The organism is Dendronalium sp. ChiSLP03b, from assembly GCF_034531165.2.
Classification (GTDB): Bacteria; Cyanobacteriota; Cyanobacteriia; order Cyanobacteriales; family Nostocaceae; genus Dendronalium; species Dendronalium minutum.
This window is the reverse complement of record NZ_JAVRBR020000145.1, coordinates 25553-45781: the sequence shown is the minus strand read 5'-3', so window position 1 is coordinate 45781 and position 20229 is coordinate 25553. Positions and strand designations below refer to the sequence as shown.

Sequence of the window (20229 nt, the reverse complement as noted above, 5' to 3'; positions counted from 1 at the left end):
ATGATTAGTATTCAACAGGAAAATATAAATAGTAAACGAAAAGATAAAAATTTTGTTAAATGTGTTGTGTGGGATTTAGATAATACCCTATGGCACGGAGTTTTGCTGGAAGACGAAAAAGTTACTTTGCGAGAAAATATAGTTAATTTAATTCAAACTTTAGATAATCGTGGTATTCTACAATCTATAGCTAGTAAAAACGAACCTACTACAGCAATAGCTAAACTAAAAGAGTTTGGATTGAAAGAGTATTTTTTATATCCCCAAATTAATTGGAATTCTAAGGCTGCTTCTCTTAAAGAAATCGCTAGGTTACTTAATATTAGTTTGGATGCGATCGCCTTCATTGATGACCAATTATTTGAACTAGAAGAAGTCAAGTTTTCCTTGCCGGAAATTCTCTGTATCAACGCAAATGAAATAGAGAATATTTTAGATATGCCTGTGATGAATCCCCGGTTTATTACGGAAGATTCACGAATTAGAAGGTTGATGTATCTTAGCGATATTGAGCGACAAAATGCAGAGAAGGAATTTGTTGGCACAGCAGATGAATTCTTAGCTACTCTCCAGATGAAGTTCACCATATCTTCTGCTCAAGAAGAAGATTTGCAGCGTGCAGAAGAGTTAACACTAAGAACTAACCAATTGAATACAACTGGTTATACCTATTCCTACGACGAACTGAATCATTTTCGCTGTTCCAAAAACCATAAATTGCTGATTGCAAGTCTGGAAGATAAGTATGGTTGCTACGGGAAGATAGGGTTGATTCTGATTGAATGTCAGCCTCAGTCATGGACAATTAAGCTGTTGCTGATGTCTTGTCGGGTGATGTCGAGGGGTGTGGGAACGATTATGTTGAATCATGTTATGAGTCTGGCTAAAAGTAGTAATGTTCGTCTTTTGGCAGAGTTTGTATCAAACGATCGCAACAGAATGATGTATATATCTTATAAGTTTGCTGGGTTTAGGGAAGTTGATAAAAATGGCGATTTGGTGATTTTTGAAAATGATTTAAGTCGCATTCAAGATGTGCCTGGGTATGTAGATTTTCAAGTGATTGATTAAGTTTCGATTGCGCTTAATTTTATTAAAAAATTATCACGCAGAGTCGCAGAGAGTATTTGGAAGAGAGTAAAAGCAATAAAGGTTTAATGATATGAGTGAAAATTATGAGTTAATGGAGGGGGTTGCTATTATCGGGATGGCGGGGCGTTTTCCTGGAGCCATCAGCATAGAATCTTTTTGGCAGAATTTACAAGATGGCGTGGAATCGTTATCTCTATTTACAGATGAAGAGTTAATTGCTGCTGGTGTACCTGCGGCGTTGGTAAATGATAGTAATTATGTGAAAGTCGGTGGTGTTTTAAATAATATTGATTTATTTGATGCGGCATTTTTTGATCTGAATCCGAAGGAAGCGGAAGTTACAGATCCTCAACATCGGCTATTTTTGGAATGCGCTTGGTCGGCTCTAGAAAATGCTGGTTATGATTCAACCAAATGTGAAAATAGAATTGGTGTTTATGCAGGTGCTAGTTTAAATAATTATTTATCTTTTGATTTAAAAAAAGACCAATTAGGGTCGGGTGAATCATACCAAAAGTTAATTGGTAATGATAAAGGATTTCTTTCAACTCGTGTTTCTTATAAATTAAATCTTACCGGGCCAAGTATTACTGTTCAAACAGCTTGTTCGACATCATTAGTTGCTACTACTCTCGCCTACCAAAGTTTGCAAAATTATCAATGCGATATGGCTTTGGCGGGCGGTGTTTCTATTCGCTTGCCGCAAAAAACTGGTTATTTCTATGAACCAGGAGGACCACTATCTCCTGATGGCCATTGTCATGCTTTTGATGCCAAAGCCCAGGGTACAACTGTTGGGAATGGTGTGGGAGTAGTTGTTCTCAAGCGAGTTCAAGATGCGATCGCAGATGGTGATTGCATATATGCTGTGATTAAAGGTGCTGCTATTAATAACGATGGTTCGATGAAAGTTGGGTACACAGCGCCTAGCGTCGATGGACAAGCAGAAGCGATCGCCGAAGCGATAATGTTAGCAGAGGTAGAACCGGAAACAATTAGCTATATTGAAGCCCACGGTAGCGGTACAGCTTTAGGCGACCCGATTGAAATTGCCGCGCTGACTAAAGTTTTTCGTGCCAGTACAGAGAAAAAGAATTTCTGCGCCATTGGTTCAGTCAAAACGAATATTGGTCATTTAGATGCAGCCGCCGGAGTTGCAGGGTTAATCAAGACGACTTTGGCTTTAAAACATCAATTGATTCCACCAAGCCTTAACTTTGAACAGCCTAATCCTGAAATTGATTTTGCCAACAGTCCTTTTTATGTCAACACCAAGCTAAGGGAATGGAAAGGCTCAACTCCCCGCCGTGCTGGTGTAAGTTCTTTAGGAATGGGGGGAACAAATGTCCATCTAGTGCTAGAAGAAGCTCCAGTTGTAGAGCAGGGGAGCAGGGGAGCAGGGGAGCAGGGGAGAAAATATCAATTGTTGTTACTCTCTGCGAAAACTGAGTCTGCGTTAGCAACTACCGCGCAAAATCTTAGCCAACATCTGACACTACATCCTGATATTAATCTTGCAGATGTAGCTTATACTTTGCAAGTTGGACGCAGAGACTTTAGTCATCGGCGAATATTGATTTGTGCCGATACCCAAGATGCAATTGGGGCATTAAATCAGCCAGCCTCACGAGAAGTTGTAACTCAACTTCAAGAGTCAAGAACTCGCTCCGTTGCTTTCATATTTCTTGGGATAGATGCACTATATGCAAACATGGGCAAAGAACTCTACGAAACTGAGTTAGTATTTCGCGCCCAGATAGAACGGTGCTGTCTGATATTAAGACCACATCTAGAGTTAGATTTACGTTCCGTAATTTATCCCACCGAATCCCAACGGGAAACCGCAGTAGAGAAACTCCAACAAACTCGCTTCGCTCGAAGTGCCTTGTTCATCATCGAATATGCTTTGGCGCAATTGTGGATTTCCTGGGGTATTTCTCCTCAAGCAATGATTGGTCAAGGTGTTGGAGAATACGTTGCTGCTACTTTAGCCGGAGTTTTTTCTCTTGGAGATGCCCTGGCATTAGTGGCGAATGAATCTTCTACTAAGTTTTTACAAAAAGTCCGACTTAATCCTCCAACAATTCCATTCATATCCAATGTTAGTGGGACTTGGATTACTCAAGCCCAAGCAACAGACCCTAACTCTTGGATACAACCACAGCAACTAGAACGTTTTAATGAAGGAATTGCAGAGTTACTCAAAGACAATCAGCGAATTATGCTAAAAGTCGGTTTTAGAAAGACTTTGAGTACTGAAGAATCAACTGTGCTGACCTCAATACCCAGTCCCCACGAGCAGCATTCAGATGTAGCATTTTTACTCAACACCTTGGGTCAACTATGGATGTTGGGAATAAAGATTGATTGGTCAAGTTTTTACGCCAATGAACGCCGTTATCGTCTTCCCTTACCAACCTATCCTTTTGAGCGCCAATGTTATTGGATTGAATCAACAGCTTCCCAAGAATCATTAAAGCAAATATCGGATCGTTCCGTTGAAAATCAGCGTTATTCTATTGAGCTAGATTCATCTACCTCAGCAACAACATCACAACAATTATTAGATAAAAAGCCAAATATCGCTGATTGGTTTTATATTCCAGTATGGAAACAGTCCATGCCACTTGAGTTTTTCCAAGAAGAACCAAGCAAACAAAAGTTGCATTGCTTAGTCTTTGTGGATAATTACGGAGTGGGAATTGAATTTGTCAAACGACTTGCACAACAAAATCAAGATGTCATCACCGTGCAGTTGGGCGAACATTTTAGTAAGCTTGATGACCGGATATATTGCATCAATCCTCAACAACCAGATGATTATGATGCGTTGCTGAAAGAATTGCAACAACAAAATTTTAAACTAACTACAATTGCCCATTTTTGGAGCGTTACGCCAAACGATATTTCGCTCAACAACGAGCATCAGGATCTCAGCTTCTATAGCCTGTTATTTTTAGCACAAGCAATCGGAAAACAAGATATTTGGGATTCCCTGAAGCTGATGGTCGTCACTAGTAATTTACATGATGTAACTGGCGATGAAAATCTATGTCCACAAAAGGCTACAATCCTAGGCCCATGCAAAGTAATTCCCAAGGAATATCGTAATATCAATTGCAGTCTTGTTGATTTAGTCATGCATTCTGCCCAAACTCCTTTATCTTCAAAAATCATAGATAAATTAGTAGCAGAATTAACATTACAACAAACTAATGAAATAATTGCCTACCGTGGATCTCACCGTTGGATTCAAACCTTTGATACAGTTTCTTTGGAAGACAGCATTGCAAGCAAAACTAAGTTAATCAAAGGTGGAGTTTACTTAATTACTGGCGGACTTGGAGGCATTGGTTTAGTATTAGCAGAATATTTAGCAAAGACATTTCAAGCTAAGTTAATCCTCATCGGTAGAAAGGGATTATCAGAACGCTCCGAATGGGAACAATGGCTAGTAAATTATGATAGCCAAGATGCTATTAGTCGTCAGATCCAAAAAGTGCGATCGCTTGAAGAATTAGGTGCAGAAGTTGAAGTCATAAGTGCCGATGTCACTAATTCTGCACAAATGCAAGCAGCAATCGCTCAAGCATTACAAAAATTCGGTCAAATTAATGGTGTAATTCATGCGGCTGGAATTCCTAGTGGTGGTGTTACCCAACTCAAAACGCGGGATATGGCCGGTAATGTCTTAGCAGCAAAAGTCCAAGGCACATTAGTTTTAGAAGAAGTTTTAAAGGATATAAATTTAGATTTCTTTGCACTTTGTTCGTCCAAAAGTTCTATTTTGGGTGAATTTGGACAGATAGATTATTGTGCAGCTAATGCTTTTCTCGATGCTTACGCTCATAGTAATTCTATAGGCGATCGCTTAACAGTATCAATTAGCTGGGATACATGGCAAGAAGTTGGGTTTGCAGTAGAAACTGTATTACCAGATAAAATTCAACAAGAGCGTGCAGAAATTATCAAAAAAGGCATATTACCTCAAGAAGGCATTGATGTTTTTAATCGGATTCTCGCAAGTAAGCTGCCTCATGTTGTTGTTTCAACACAAGATTTACCAGCGTTAATTAAACAGAATAATTCTCCTCAGTATTTGCAAGATCAACTAAAGCTTTTAGATGACAAATTCTCTTCAGTTAATCTCTCAAAAGCAAAACATCCTCGTCCCAATTTAGGTAACGATTACATTGCTCCCGAAACCGAAATCGAGCAAATACTGGCTGATATTTGGCAAGAAATTCTGGGAATTGACAAGATAGGTATTTACGACAACTTCTTTGAGTTAGGCGGAAATTCTATCAACACAATTCAAATTGCTGCCAAAGCTAACCAAGCAGGTTTGAAATTAACATCTCAACAGTTTTTTCACTACCAGACAATTGCTGAATTAGCAACAGATTTATCTATTACTCCAACTATCCAACCCGAAGAGTTAGACAGTACATCGATTCAGCATAGCTTCCTTGAAGAAAATCAGAGCGATTTAGATAATTTCCAGCAGTCTTTATTGCTGAAAATACAGCGAGTATGTGATGACCCCCATTTATTAGAAAATATTGAAGACATTTACGAACTCACACCTGTACAAAAAGGGATGCTATTCCACTGTCTGTTTGATAGTGAATTATCCTTGTACTTTTTCCAACATATCTTTACTGTGCGTGGCAACCTGAATATAGAGGCGTTTGAAAAATCTTGGCAATTAGTAATGGATAGACATCCCATATTACGTACTAGATTTTATTGGGAAGAAGTAGAAAATCCATTACAAATTGTCTACAAACAAGTAGAAGTACCTCTGAATTGTTATGATTGGTCTAACATCAATTCAGCAGAACAGAAAGCGCAACTTGACTCTTTTATTGTAAGCGATCGCCAAAAAAGTTTTGACTTTTCCCAACCATGTCTGATGCGTCATACTTTAATTCGCTTTACTGATGACAAGTATCTATATATTTGGAGCTTTAACCACATCATTATCGATGGTTGGGGTGGCTCATTAGTATTCCAAGAGTTTGTAGAAACTTATGGAACGCTTTGTCAAGATAAAGAAACCAGTTTTGCACCTACTCGTCCTTTTAGAGACTACATTGATTGGTTACAGCAGCAAGATATAACAAAAGCCGAAAATTTCTGGCGACAAGCATTACAAGATGTCAAAACACCAACTCCTCTGACTTACATAGAAAAAGTAGAAAAAAGTGAGCGAGCGTCTACCCAAGAAGTCAGGTATAGTGAGGAAATAATTCAACTATCAGCAATAACTACACAGGCGCTACAGTCCTTTGCTACACAACATCGTCTTACCCTTGCTACGATAATCAACGGTATTTGGGCTGTTCTTCTGAGTCGTTATACTTGTTGCAACAATGTATTGTATGGTTGCACAGTTACGGGACGACCAGCAGATTTGCAGGGAGTAGAATCAATGGTGGGTATGTTTGTTAACACCTTGCCCATCCATGTCAATATCGATACCGAACAACTTTTCTTGTCATGGCTACAGCGTTTTCAATTGCAATTAGTTGAAGTCCGCGATTATGAGTACACTCCATTAACAGAAATTCATAAATGGAGTGAAATTCCTCAAAAACTAACTTTGTTTGAAAGTATCGTTGTGGTTGAAAACTTCCCAGTCAGCGAATTTATCCGAGATTGGCAAGGAAACATTGAATTTCAACATACAGAGATATATTACCGAAATAACTATCCTCTGAACTTGGTTGTCTACCCCAATAAAGAGTTATTAATAGCTATTTCCTATGATTCTAGAAGATTTGAGACTACTACCATTACTAGCATCCTCAAAGATATTGAAATGGTATTGCAAGGGTTAATAACTAATTCTCATTTCCAAATTAAAAATTTACCCTTGCTGACACCAGAACAACAAGAGACTGCTGCAATCTTAGAAAAAGAAGCAACATTTGATTGGGAATTTACTCCAATATCTTAACGGAAATTCAACTCTTGACCCTTCTTACTAAAAAGATTTACACTTACTTATGATTGTTTCATCTGCAATAGAAAGAAGATATAAACTCTCAAGTGAGGAATTCAAGAAAGATTATGTTGAATTAGGTAAGCCAGTCGTAATTTCTGGAGTATTTTCTAACAAAGCCGGATTTGATAAATGGTCTTTACAATACTTCAAAAATCTATCTCCTAATCTAAATATTTATGCCAAAAAATTCAGCAATAAGGAAATTGAAATATGTACCTTGACAATGAAAAAGTATGTAGAATTAATAGAAAATTATGAACAAGATCCTCAAAATCATCCTCTACCACCCTATTGTCACGACCTACCTTTATTTAGCTTAATACCTTCATTAATAAAAGACGCTCAATCATTTCCTTTAGAATATTTACCACAATGGTATTGGCATGAGTGGTGGCGTTACTGCCAATTTTTCTTGGGTGGTTCTAACAGCGTCACACCACTACATTTTGATTGCCTGCTCACTAATAATATTTTCTTTCAAATTGTTGGACGCAAACAATTTACCATCTTATTACCTGAAAATGCTAAACATTGTTATCGCAAAGGTTGGCGATGGTTTCTTGTCAATCCTGAAAATCCAGATTTTGATAAATATCCTGAATATAAGAATGCCAAACCAATCAAATTTATTGTAAATTCTGGAGATATTTTATATATGCCTCCCGGAACACTACATCATGTTAGAAGTTTAGATATGTCGATTTCCTTTAATGTCGATTGGCATACTCCAAAAAGTTCTCTAAAGGCTTTAGCAGCTATTACAAAAGGGATGCCAATTCAAAACTCATACTATAACTTCTTATTAACTCTAGGTTTAGTATTTAAAGTTCCTCCTCAAATTATTTTTAAGTTTTATAAAACCTATCTCAATTATGTCTCTTAAAAATAATCCATTAATTTTCAAGTGGAATAAATCTTATGAATATATTTGACAAGTGTGAATCCAACGTCAGAAGCTATTGCCGTACTTTTCCCGACATATTTCATAGAGCTAAAAATTCTATAATTTATTCGGAATCAGGTAAAGAATATATTGATTTTTTTGCAGGAGCAGGTGCTTTAAATTATGGACACAATCATGACTATATAAAACAAAAAGTCATAACATATTTAGATGCCGATGGAATTGCACATGGCTTGGATATGTATACTTCAGCTAAAGAGAAGTTTTTAGCTAAATTTGACGAAGTAGTGCTAAGTCCAAAGCAACTAGATTATCGTGTTCAATTTTGCGGACCTACAGGAACAAATGCAGTAGAAGCAGCTTTAAAGTTAGCTAGAAAAATTAAACAAAGACCAGGTATATTCTCCTTCATGGGAGCATATCATGGCATGACTTTAGGGAGTTTATCCATTAGTGGTAATATAGGTATCCGAGCAGGTGCAATTGGTACATCAAGTAATGTAACTTTTATGCCTTATCCTTATGGATTCATGGAAAATTTTGACACAATAGAATATATAAAATCGATATTAAATGATGTTAATTCTGGAATTGAAAAACCAGCCGCAATCATTTTTGAAACAGTACAAGCAGAAGGTGGAGTTATTGTAGCTCCGATTGACTGGATGCAAAGATTAAGAAAGTTGTGTGACGAGTATGATATTTTATTAATATGCGATGATATTCAAGTCGGCTGTGGTCGAACAGGGTCTTTCTTTTCTTTTGAAAGAGCAGATATTGTTCCTGATATGGTAGTTCTTTCTAAATCTATTAGTGGTTATGGCTTTCCCATGTCTCTATTATTAATTAAGCCAGAATTGGATATATGGGAACCAGGCGAACATAATGGTACTTTTAGAGGTAATCAATTAGCATTTATAGGAGCAACTGCTGCTTTAGAGTATCGAGAAAGCTATGATTTTGAGCAGGATGTGAAAGCTAAAGAGTTTTTTCTGAGAAAATTTCTCATAGAGCAAATAGCATCAATTAGTGAAAAAATTGCCATACGCGGAATTGGGATGATTTGGGGAATTGATCTCAAAGATTTTGGCGATCGCACTTTATCTAAAAAAATCATATCACGCTGTTTTGAACTAGGATTAATAGTAGAACGAGCAGGTAGAAATGATACCGTAATTAAAATTTTGCCACCTTTAATAATTGATATACCTACTTTGCAAAAGGGTTGTTCAATTATCAAAATAGCTTTTGATGATTGTATGTAGAAGAACATAATAGTTAACTTGCAGAGCAATTAATTATCAGGAAAAAACTATGGGTACACATTTACACTCGGCTGACACATTCTCTCAAAAAAATTATTGGATAAATAAATTATCAGGAGAATTGCCAGAAACAAATTTGATGCAGGACTATGTAAGACCTTTATTTACTAGTGGTAATAATAAATCTTTGAGCTTTGATTTATCAAATAATTCATCTCAAGCCCTCATTAAGTTAGCTAAAGGTTCTTATTTTTCAATTTACTTGATACTTTTATCAGCGTTAAAGATTTTGCTGCAAAAATATACTAGAAATAATGATATTGTTGTTGGCATACCAATATATGATAAGATTGAAACACATGAAATAAATAGCAAAGTAATTCCTTTGCCTACCCAAGTAAATTCTCAGGTTTCATTCAAAGATTTTCTTTTACAAATAAAAGATGCTGTCATCAGTAATTATAGTCATCAAAATTATAATTTTGATGAATTAATTAAATTATTAGAAATACCTACAACTCCTAATCGTTGTCCAATTTTTGACATAGTAGTTTTATTAGAAAATATTCATAATAAAAATAATTTACATAAACTCAATAATGATATCACCATTTCTTTTAGAGTTAATGGAGAAAGTATTAGTGCTGAGATAGAATACAGCGAACATCTGTTTCAAGATGAAAATATCAAATTATTCGGCAGATATTATGTCAATGTACTAGACAGTTGTTTAAACACAATTAATCTTAAAATTTCTGATATTTTTTTCTTAAAAGACTCCGATCGATACACATTATTAAAGGAGTATAACAACAATATTAAACAGTATCCGATTCAGCAGACAATAAACGAATTATTTGAAAAACAAGTATCTCATACTCCCAACAATATAGCTGTAGTTCACGAACAAACTCAATTAACTTATCAAGAACTAAATCATAAAGCTAATCAGTTAGCTGGATTATTGCGGAAATTAGGAGTTAAGCAGGGAGAGTTTGTAGGCATTTTTAAAGACCGCGATATTAATTTCCTTGTTGCTATCCTTGCTATCTATAAAGCAGGTGGAGCCTATGTACCTATTGATAGTACTTATCCACCAAATCGCATCAAATATATGCTATCTAATAGCGAAGTGAGATTTTTATTAACAGATTATTCGCTGTTAGATGTCTTAGCAGAACTAGTAAAAGATTGTTTTCGACTTTCATCTATCATTTGTTTAGATCAAGGACTTTGTGAGCAGACAAAACTTGCTAATCAAGCACATTTAAAAATATATAATCAATTTGATTTCGAGCAGTTGCCTCATGATAATCTAGAACTTATCAATGATGCTACTGACCCAGCTTATATGCTTTATACTTCTGGGTCTACAGGATTACCAAAAGGGGCAATTGTTAGACATGATGGTGCAATTAATCATATTTATGCTCAATTTGATGAATTGCAGTTAACAGAAGAATTTTGTTTTCTCCAAAGTGCTCCTTCTTCCACGGATATTTCTGTCTGGCAATTTTTGGCACCACTTTTAATTGGTGGTAGGACAGTCATAGCAGATATTGAAACGGTGGCGATTCCTGAACAACTGTTTAAAGCACTTAAATACCATAAAGTTACGGTTGTTGAATTAGTCCCGGCATTATTTGGGGGCTTACTTGAATATACTTCAGAGCTAGGAATTCACCAAAGAGAATTACCCGATCTCAAATGGATGATGGTGGTGGGAGAACCAGTATCAGTCAGTTGGGTAAATAAGTGGCTAGAAATCTATCCACAAATCAAAATCGTTAACGCCTATGGCCCTACAGAGGCGGCTGACGATATTACTCAATTTATTGTTAACAAACCTTTTGCTGAAAATCAGCGCACTGTGCCAATTGGTAAACCATTAGCCAACTTGAATATTTACGTTCTGGATGGGCAAATGCAACTATTACCGATTGGCGCGCCAGGAGAGATTTGTGTATCGGGAATTGGTGTAGGTGCGGGGTATTGGAAAAACGAGGAAAAAACTAATTTAAGTTTTGTTCCTAATCCGTTCTCGGAAGCGAGTCACAAGTTACCACCAAATCGTAGAGATTTAATTTATAAAACTGGAGATTTAGGCAGGTGGCTTTTTGATGGTAATCTTGAATTCCTCGGACGCATTGACCATCAAGTAAAAATTCGTGGCTTCCGGGTTGAACTGGGGGAAATTGAAACATTTTTGAATCAGCACCCGAATGTACGTGAAAATGTAGTCATAGTTCATGAAGATGAACTTGGTCATTTGCTGTTAGTTGCCTATGTGGTTGCAAAAACAGAACCAGTTCCTAGTATTAGTGAATTGCGGAATTTCCTAAAAGAAAAATTACCTGATCATATGTTACCTTCGGCTTTTGTGATGCTAGAAAATCTACCCTTAGCACCTAGCGGTAAAGTAGATCGTAAAGCTTTGCCTAAGCCAGATAATCTTCGCCCAGTATTAGAAACAGCTTACGTATTGCCGCGAAATGAGATGGAACACACAATTGCCGATATTTGGCAAAAAATTCTGAAAGTAGAGAAAGTCGGCATTCAAGATAACTTTTTTGACCTTGGTGGTCATTCACTAAATGTACTTCAGGTTTACAGCAAGCTGCGGGAAGTTTTTAAAGCAGACTTAGCAATAACAGACCTATTTAAATATCCAACCATCAGTTCTATATCCCGCTATTTAAGTCAAGAAAAAGACGATAGCTTTGCTAATCAAAGTCAGGGATTAAATGAACAACTAGAAGCTGGTAAAGCTAGATTAAAGCAACGCCTTTTACAGAAAAAAGCACAAATTACTTAACAGTCATTCAGTCAATTAGTTATGAAAAATTCCGAATATTTCAGTCATCAAACTGGTCTGGAAATAGCTATTGTTGGTCTGAGTGGCTGTTTTCCTAAATCTCAAAATATTGAAAAATTCTGGCAAAATCTCCGAGACGGGGTGGAATTAATTCATTTTTTCACCGATCAAGAACTAAAAGATTTAGGTGTAGATTCTGCTGACCTGACAAACCCTTATTATGTCAAGGCAGAAGGTGTAATTGAAAATATAGATTTATTTGATGCTTCATTCTTCGATATAAATCCTAGAGAAGCGGAAATTATGGATCCCGGACTCCGTTTCTTTTTGGAATATGCGTGGGCAGCACTTGAAAATGCTGGCTACAGTTGTGAGGCTTACAATAAGCCGATTGGAGTTTACGCTGGTATTGGTTTTGGTGGCTATTTACCTAATATTTATTCAAATTCCGAGATTGTAGACTCTGTTGGTCAACAACAAATAGAAAAAGGAGTCTCTCCAGCTTCTGTTACACTTGCTTCTTACAAATTAAACTTGCAGGGGCCGAGTTTTGCAGTTCAAACCACTTGTTCAAGTTCATTGGTTGCTTTACATTTAGCCTGCCAAAGTTTGCTAAGTGGTGAGTGTGATGTTGCTTTGGCTGCTGGAGTCTCAATATCAGAAGCAGTGGGTTATGTGTATCAGCAAGAAGGAATTGCTTCTCCTGATGGACATTGCCGTGCTTTTGATGCCAAGGCCAAGGGATGTCCCAGAGGAAGGGGTATAGGTATTGTAGTTTTAAAACGCTTAGAAGAAGCGATCGCAGATGGTGACTGCATCCATGCGGTTATCAAAGGTTCCGCTATTAATAATGATGGAGCAGACAAAGTTAGCTACACTGCACCCGGCATTCATGGTCAGGCAAAAGTGATTAGAGCAGCTCAAATAATGGCTGAGGTTGAACCTGAAACGATTACTTACATAGAAGCTCATGGAACTGGAACTAATCTAGGCGATCCCGTGGAAATTGCAGCTTTAACACAAGCTTTTTGCAGCAAAACTCCCAAAAAGGACTTTTGTGCAATTGGTTCTGTGAAAACCAACATTGGACATTTGGACGAAGCTGCTGGAGTTGCAGGTTTAATCAAAACCGTCTTAGCCCTCAAACATCAACAGATACCGCCTAGCTTGAACTTTGAAGAACCAAATCCTCAGATAGATTTTACTAACAGTCCTTTTTATGTCAACAACACACTATCTGAGTGGAAAACTAACGGCACTCCTCGCCGTGCAGGTGTTAGTTCCTTTGGTTTTGGCGGCACAAATGCCCATGTAATTGTAGAAGAAGCACCGATAATTCAACCTTCTAGTCCTTCTCGACCTTGGCAGTTATTATTACTTTCCACCAAAACGAATACAGCATTAGAAACTGCTACAGAAAATTTAGTTAATTATTTCCAGGAACACCCAGATTTAAATCTCGCCGATGTTGCTCATACTTTGCAAGTTGGTCGCTGGACATTAAATCATCGCCGCATGGTAGTTTGTCAAGACCAAGAAGATGCCATAAAAGCACTGCAAGATCCTCAAAGAACTTTTACCCATTATCAAGAACCTTGTAATCGCCCGATTGTCTTTATGTTTTCTGGGCAAGGTTCGCAGTATGTAAATATGGGTCGAGAATTATACGAGAGCGAAAGCATATTTAGAGAGCAAGTTGATTACTGCTGCGAATTGCTCAAACCTTACTTGGAAGTAGACTTGCGTACAGTCCTCTATCCCAGTGAAGAAAAAGCATTAATAGCAACCCAAAATTTGCAGCAAACCGCAATTACTCAACCAGCTTTGTTTGTGATTGAATACGCTTTAGCAAAATTATGGATGGCGTGGGGCGTGCGCCCACAGATGATGATTGGTCACGGTCTAGGAGAGTATGTAGCTGCTACTCTAGCTGGAGTTTTCTCTTTGGAAGATGCTTTGGCAATAGTAGCAACACGCGGAAAACTCATGCAGCAGTTACCAAGTGGTGCCATGCTCTCGCTTGGGCTGCCAGAACAAGAAGTACAACAACTGCTAGGAAACGAAATCTCTTTAGCTGCGAGCAATGCACCTTCAGAATGTGTAGTATCCGGTTCAGAAGCAGCAATAGACCAATTGCAACAAAAACTCCAACAACTGGATGTCAATTGTCGGCGGTTGCATACGAACCACGCCTTTCATTCTCAAATGATGTCACCCATAATTGAGACTTTCACCCGAACATTACAACTGGTAAAACTCAATCCTCCAAAAATTCCTTTTGTGTCCAATGTTAGCGGCACTTGGATTACCGCAGCCGAAGCGGTAGACCCTAACTATTGGGCGAAGCATTTGAGGCAACCAGTACGCTTCAGTCAAGGGATAAATGAGTTACTCCTCCAGCCAGAACGAATATTATTGGAAGTTGGGCCGGGACGGACGTTAAGTAGCTTGGTTAAACAATATCAAACAGATGAACTAATAGCACTTAACTCTATACGGCATCCTCAAGAACAACAATCAGATGTCGCGTTTTTACTTAACACCTTCGGTCAGTTGTGGCTAGTAGGAGTTAAAATTGATTGGTTAGGTTTTTACGCAAACCAAAAACGTCATCGTATACCCTTACCTACTTATCCTTTTGAGCGTAAGCGTTATTGGCTAAAAGTAAATCGAAATGCACCTCTAGCACTGAAGTCGCAAAAAACCTTAGACAACTTAGACAAAAAACCAGATATTGCTGACTGGTTCTACATTCCTCGCTGGAAACAATCTACACCATTTCAGCTTTTCCAAAAGGAAAAATTAGTAGAACAAAAGTCACATTGGTTAGTATTTATAGATACCTATGGAGTAGGAGCAAAAATTGCTGAAAGACTCAAGCAAGAAGGTCAAGATGTAATTTTTGTGAGAGTTGCAGACAAATTTGCCAAACTTAGCGACTGTACGTATGCAATAAATCCCCAACAAAAAGATGACTACGATCGCTTGCTGCAAGCACTACAACAACAGAATTGGGTTCCCCAAGCGATCGCTCATTTTTGGAGCATTACTCCCGACGATATTTTATCCAATCAAGAGCTAGACAAACAAACGCAAGATCAATTTTTTGAAGATTGCCAGTATCTTGGTTTCTGGAGCCTGCTTTTTTTAGCACAAGCATTAGGAAAACAAGATATTAAGAATTCTCTCAAATTAATGGTCGTAACTAGTAATTTATATGATGTAACTGGTGAGGAAAAATTATGCCCCTCTAAGGCAACTATATTAGGGCCATGTAAAGTAATTCCAAAAGAGTATTCAAATATCAATTGCTATACTATTGATATAATTTATTCTTTAGAAACTCCACAACTACAAAAAGTTTTAGACAATCTCATCACAGAATTTACAGTAGATCAAACCGATGACATAGTTGCCTACCGTGGGTATCATCGCTGGATTCAATTCCTCGAGCCTGTGCGTTTGGAACAGAGCATAGTTGATAAAACTAAGTTAAAAGAGGGAGGAACTTACTTAATTACTGGTGGGCTAGGCGGCATTGGTTTAGTATTAGCAGAACATCTAGCAAAGACAGTACAAGCTAGATTAGTTTTAGTTGGACGAAAAAGTATTCCCGAAAAAAATAATTGGCAAGAGTGGTTGGCAACTCATGATGAGCAAGATAGAGTTAGCCGTATAATTCGTAAAGTCCAATTATTGGAGACCTTTGGTGCAGAAGTATTGGTAATTAGTGCCGATGTGACTAATTCCGAACAAATGCAGGCTGTGATTACTCAGTCAATAGAAAAATTTGGTCAAATTAATGGTGTTATTCATTCAGCTGGTATTGCTGGTGGTGGTCTCATCCAATTTAAAACGCAAGATATAGCAACCGAGGTACTAGCACCAAAAGTTAGAGGAACGATATTACTAGAGCAAGTTTTTCAGAATATTAATCTAGATTTCTTTGTACTTTGTTCATCCCAAAGTTCCATACTGGGTGAATTTGGACAGGTAGATTACTGTGCGGCTAATGCATTTCTTGATGTATATGCATATAATCACGCTTCTAAATCTGAACGATTAACAATATCAATCGACTGGGGTGCTTGGCAAGAGATAGGGATGTCAGTGGATACGGAAAGTATTTTACCAGACAAAATCCAACATGTACTCCAAAAACATCTAAAACAAGGAATAATGCCTCAAGAAGGCATTGATGCTTTTGAGCGCGTTTTGGGAAGTGCTTTACCTCATGTTATTGTGTCATCACAAAATTTCCAAGCTTTAATTGAACGTACTAATTCTTTAAACTATCTGGAAGAAGGATTAAAAATTTTGGAAGATAACTCAGCTTCAGCTAGTATCTCCCAACCAAGCCATCCTCGCCCCAATTTAGGACATGATTATGTTGCTCCTCGCAATCAAATTGAAGCAAATATTGCTCGGATATGGCAAGAGATCCTTGGAATTAATCTGATAGGTATTCATGATAGCTTTTTTGATTTAGGAGGACAGTCTCTATTAGCTACTCAACTTCTCTCCCGATTGCGTCAAGAATTTAAAGTAAACCTGTCACTGCAAAGTTTTTTTGAAGCACCTACTATCATAGAGCAAGCATTGATAGTTGAACAGAACAACAGTTCAAAAGAATGCTATAACCTCAACATGATTGAAAGAATCGAGAGGAGTAGCGAGCAGCAGGTGTTAGCTAGGCTCGATCGAATTTCAAACCAAGAAGTTGAATTACTACTTAATAAGATGTTAACATTAGAGGCTGAACAATGACGAATACTCACGATAATATTAATAAGCTTTCACCAGAAAGAAAACGTGAAATTTTGGCAAAACTACTTCAAGAAAAAGTTGGGCAGCTTCAGATTTTTCCAACTTCTTTTGGTCAACAACGACTTTGGTTTATAGACCAATTGCAACCTGGTAACTTTGCTAATCACATATGGGTACCTTTGCGTCTTAAGGGGTTCTTTAATCAAGCTGTATTCTTACAAACTCTTAACGAAATCGTGCAACGCCACGAAGTTTTACGAACTACTTTTGCAACGATGGAAGGAAAACCTGTTCAACTAATTCTTCCTACTTTAAACTTGACTTTACCTACCATCAATTTAGAGGAATTATCTGAAGTTGAGCAAGAAGCTGAAGTTAAAAAGTTAGTTATACAAGAAATACAGCAACCCTTTAATTTGACGCAAGCTCCATTGCTACGAGCTACATTGCTGCGGCTGAGCGAGATAGAACATATTCTGATATTCACAATGCACCACATTATCTCGGATGGATGGTCAATGGGGATACTGATTAAAGAGGTCGCAGTACTTTATAAAGCTTTCTTGAAAAAGCAACTATCTCCACTTTCAGAACTACCAATACAGTATGTAGAATTTGCCGCTTGGCAACAACAATGGCTAAAAGGAGAGATACTGCAATCACAACTATCTTATTGGAAAAACCAATTAGAGGACGTACCAAAATTATTAGAGTTACCCACTGACTACCCACGACCTGCTATTGGCAGTTTCCGAGGTGCTACCTATTCATTTGAGTTATCTTGTGAGTTATCTGTAGCGTTAAATAAACTGAGCCAACAGTATGGAAGTACCTTATTTATGACTCTGCTGGCAGCCTTTCAAACACTTCTATGGCATTATACAAGTAGTGAAGATATTGTAGTTGGTTCGCCCGTTGCTAACCGCAATCGTACAGAGTTAGAAGGATTAATTGGTTTTTTTGTCAATACAATTGTACTACGTACTAATTTGGCAGGTAATCCTACCTTCGAGGAGTTACTAACTCGTGTGCGGAAAGTGGCATTAGCAGCTTACGCCCATCAAGATTTACCTTTTGAGCAGCTAGTAGAAGAACTACAATTACAACGAAGTTTAAGCCACACACCACTTTTTCAAGTGATGTTTGTGCTTCAAAATTCGCCAATGCCTGCGTTAGAAGTAACTGGTTTGAATTTAAGCCTTTTAGATGTTGACAATGGTACAGCAAAGTTTGATTTGACTCTAGAAATAACAGAAAAAGCACAAAAACTTTTTGCTAATCTGGAGTTTAATACAGATTTATTTAAGGAAGCTACTATCAAGCGGATGGCTGGACATTTCCAAACCTTGTTGGAAGGAATTACTTTAAATCCGCAGCTACGACTTTCAGAATTATCACTATTAACAGAATCTGAAAAACATCAATTACTGCTGGAGTGGAATAATACAGAAGTTGCATATCCTCAACAACAATGTATTCAGCAATTGTTTGAGACTCAGGTAGAACGCACGCCTGATGCAGTAGCAGTAGTATTTGAAGATGAGCAATTAACCTACTGCGAACTCAACGCTAAAGCCAACCAATTAGCACACTACCTACGGGCTTTGGGAGTAAAACCAGAAAGATTAGTGGGGATTTATGTAGAGCGTTCGTCGAAGACGTTGCCGCAGGCATCACTCTACATGGTTATCGGTATCTTAGCCATCCTCAAAGCAGGTGGTGCTTATGTACCACTAGATCCAGCATATCCACCAGAACGTTTAGCTTTCATCTTGCAGGATGCTCAGGTATCAGTACTACTCACACAGCAGCATTTAATCGAGAATTTACCGTCACATCAAACTAATATTGTTTATTTAGATACTGAAATTGTTAGTATAAATAAGCAAAGTCAAGAAAATCCAACCAATAAATGTACAACTGCTAACTTGGCTTATATTATCTATACATCCGGCTCAACAGGTCAGCCGAAGGGTGTTTTAGTCAATCATAGCAATGTAGTTAGGTTATTTACGGTCACAGAAGGTTGGTATAAATTTAATCAAAATGATGTCTGGACATTATTCCATTCCATCGCCTTTGATTTTTCTGTTTGGGAACTCTGGGGTGCTTTGCTGTATGGCGGGAAACTAGTTATAGTACCTTACTGGCTGAGTCGTTCCCCGGAAGACTTTTATCAATTGTTAGTCACACAGCAAGTAACAGTACTCAACCAAACGCCTTCCGCTTTTTCGCAACTCATCCAAGTAGAAGCATCTTGGGGAACTAGTAAACAGCTAAATCTGCGATTGGTGATCTTTGGTGGCGAAGCACTGCAACTGGAAAGCTTAAGACCTTGGTTTGAGCGTCATGGCGACCAACTGCCGCAGTTAGTCAATATGTACGGTATTACAGAAACAACCGTCCATGTTACCTATCGTCCACTGGCCAAGGCAGACTTAGAAGTCGGATTAGGAAGTATTATTGGTCGTCCCATTCCTGACTTGCAAGTTTATTTATTAGATCGCTATCAGCAACTAGTACCAATGGGAGTCAAGGGTGAGATGTATGTTGGTGGTGCTGGTGTAGCACGAGGTTATTTAAATCGACCAGAATTAACAACCGAAAGATTTATTGACAATTCCTTTAGCGATCGCCCAAACGCACGCCTGTATAAGACTGGTGATTTGGCACGTTATCTACCCAATGGAGACATTGAATACTTAGGACGGATTGACAATCAGGTGAAAATTCGAGGCTTTCGCATTGAATTGGGAGAAATTGAAGCCATCATTAGCCAACACCCAGCAGTGCGCGAAACAGTGGTAGTAGCATTATCTCAACGCATAGTAGCCTATGTAGTCCCGCAAAGGGAGCAAACACTGGCAGTTGAGACATTGCGTCACTTCTTAGAATCAAAGTTACCCAGCTACATGATGCCAGGGGCTTTTGTCTTGTTAGAAGCACTCCCCCTGACAGCGAATGGTAAAGTCGATCGCAAAGCGTTACCTGCGCCTGATACAGCCCGCCCTGAATTAACCGCAGCTTATCAACCACCCCAAACAGAAGTCGAACAAACTATTGCCCAAATTTGGCAGACAGTCTTGCAAGTGGAAAATGTCGGCATTCATGATAACTTCTTTGAACTCGGCGGTCATTCATTACTTTTGGTTCAGGTGCATAGCAAATTACGTGAAGTATTTACCAGAGATTTATCTGTCCTCGACTTATTTAGATATCCGACTATCAACTCTTTAGCAAATTATTTCCAGCAAGTTAATCATCAACAAACATCTGCTGCTGTGACAGATATTGTTACTGAAAAAATTGCAGATGGGAAAGCTCAACAAAGAAAGCGTCTGCAAAAACTTAAATCTATCGGAAATATTTAATTTAA

The 20229-nt window shown here is 38.0% G+C and carries 7 protein-coding genes; all 7 read left to right on the top strand.

Features of this window, described 5'->3' with window-relative positions:
* The 7 genes from RMY31_RS33270 to RMY31_RS33240 all read left to right on the top strand — a co-directional run bounded on the left by RMY31_RS33270 (window position 1) and on the right by RMY31_RS33240 (window position 20224).
* Window positions 1-1071: an HAD-IIIC family phosphatase gene (locus RMY31_RS33270; protein ID WP_322661339.1), complete on the top strand. Its 1071-nt coding sequence runs from the start codon at window positions 1-3 to the stop codon at window positions 1069-1071.
* A 91-nt stretch (window positions 1072-1162) separates the two neighbouring features.
* Entirely contained in the window at window positions 1163-7054 is a 5892-nt protein-coding gene (locus RMY31_RS33265; RefSeq protein ID WP_322661341.1) for an SDR family NAD(P)-dependent oxidoreductase, read from the top strand.
* Window positions 7055-7103: 49 nt separating this feature from the next.
* Complete coding sequence (locus RMY31_RS33260; RefSeq protein ID WP_322661343.1) at window positions 7104-7985, top strand: cupin-like domain-containing protein; 882 nt, start codon at window positions 7104-7106, stop codon at window positions 7983-7985.
* Between the two features lie 35 nt (window positions 7986-8020).
* A complete protein-coding gene (ectB, locus tag RMY31_RS33255) occupies window positions 8021-9271 on the top strand; it encodes a diaminobutyrate--2-oxoglutarate transaminase (RefSeq protein WP_322661345.1) in 1251 nt (416 codons plus the stop codon).
* Window positions 9272-9320: 49 nt separating this feature from the next.
* Window positions 9321-12086, top strand: a complete 2766-nt coding sequence (locus RMY31_RS33250; protein ID WP_322661347.1) for an amino acid adenylation domain-containing protein — start codon at window positions 9321-9323, stop codon at window positions 12084-12086.
* A 21-nt stretch (window positions 12087-12107) separates the two neighbouring features.
* Entirely contained in the window at window positions 12108-16853 is a 4746-nt protein-coding gene (locus tag RMY31_RS33245) for a type I polyketide synthase (protein WP_322661349.1), read from the top strand.
* Entirely contained in the window at window positions 16850-20224 is a 3375-nt protein-coding gene (locus RMY31_RS33240; RefSeq protein WP_322661351.1) for an amino acid adenylation domain-containing protein, read from the top strand. Before RMY31_RS33245 ends, RMY31_RS33240 begins: the two co-directional genes overlap by 4 nt.
* The last annotated feature ends 5 nt before the right edge of the window (window positions 20225-20229 follow it).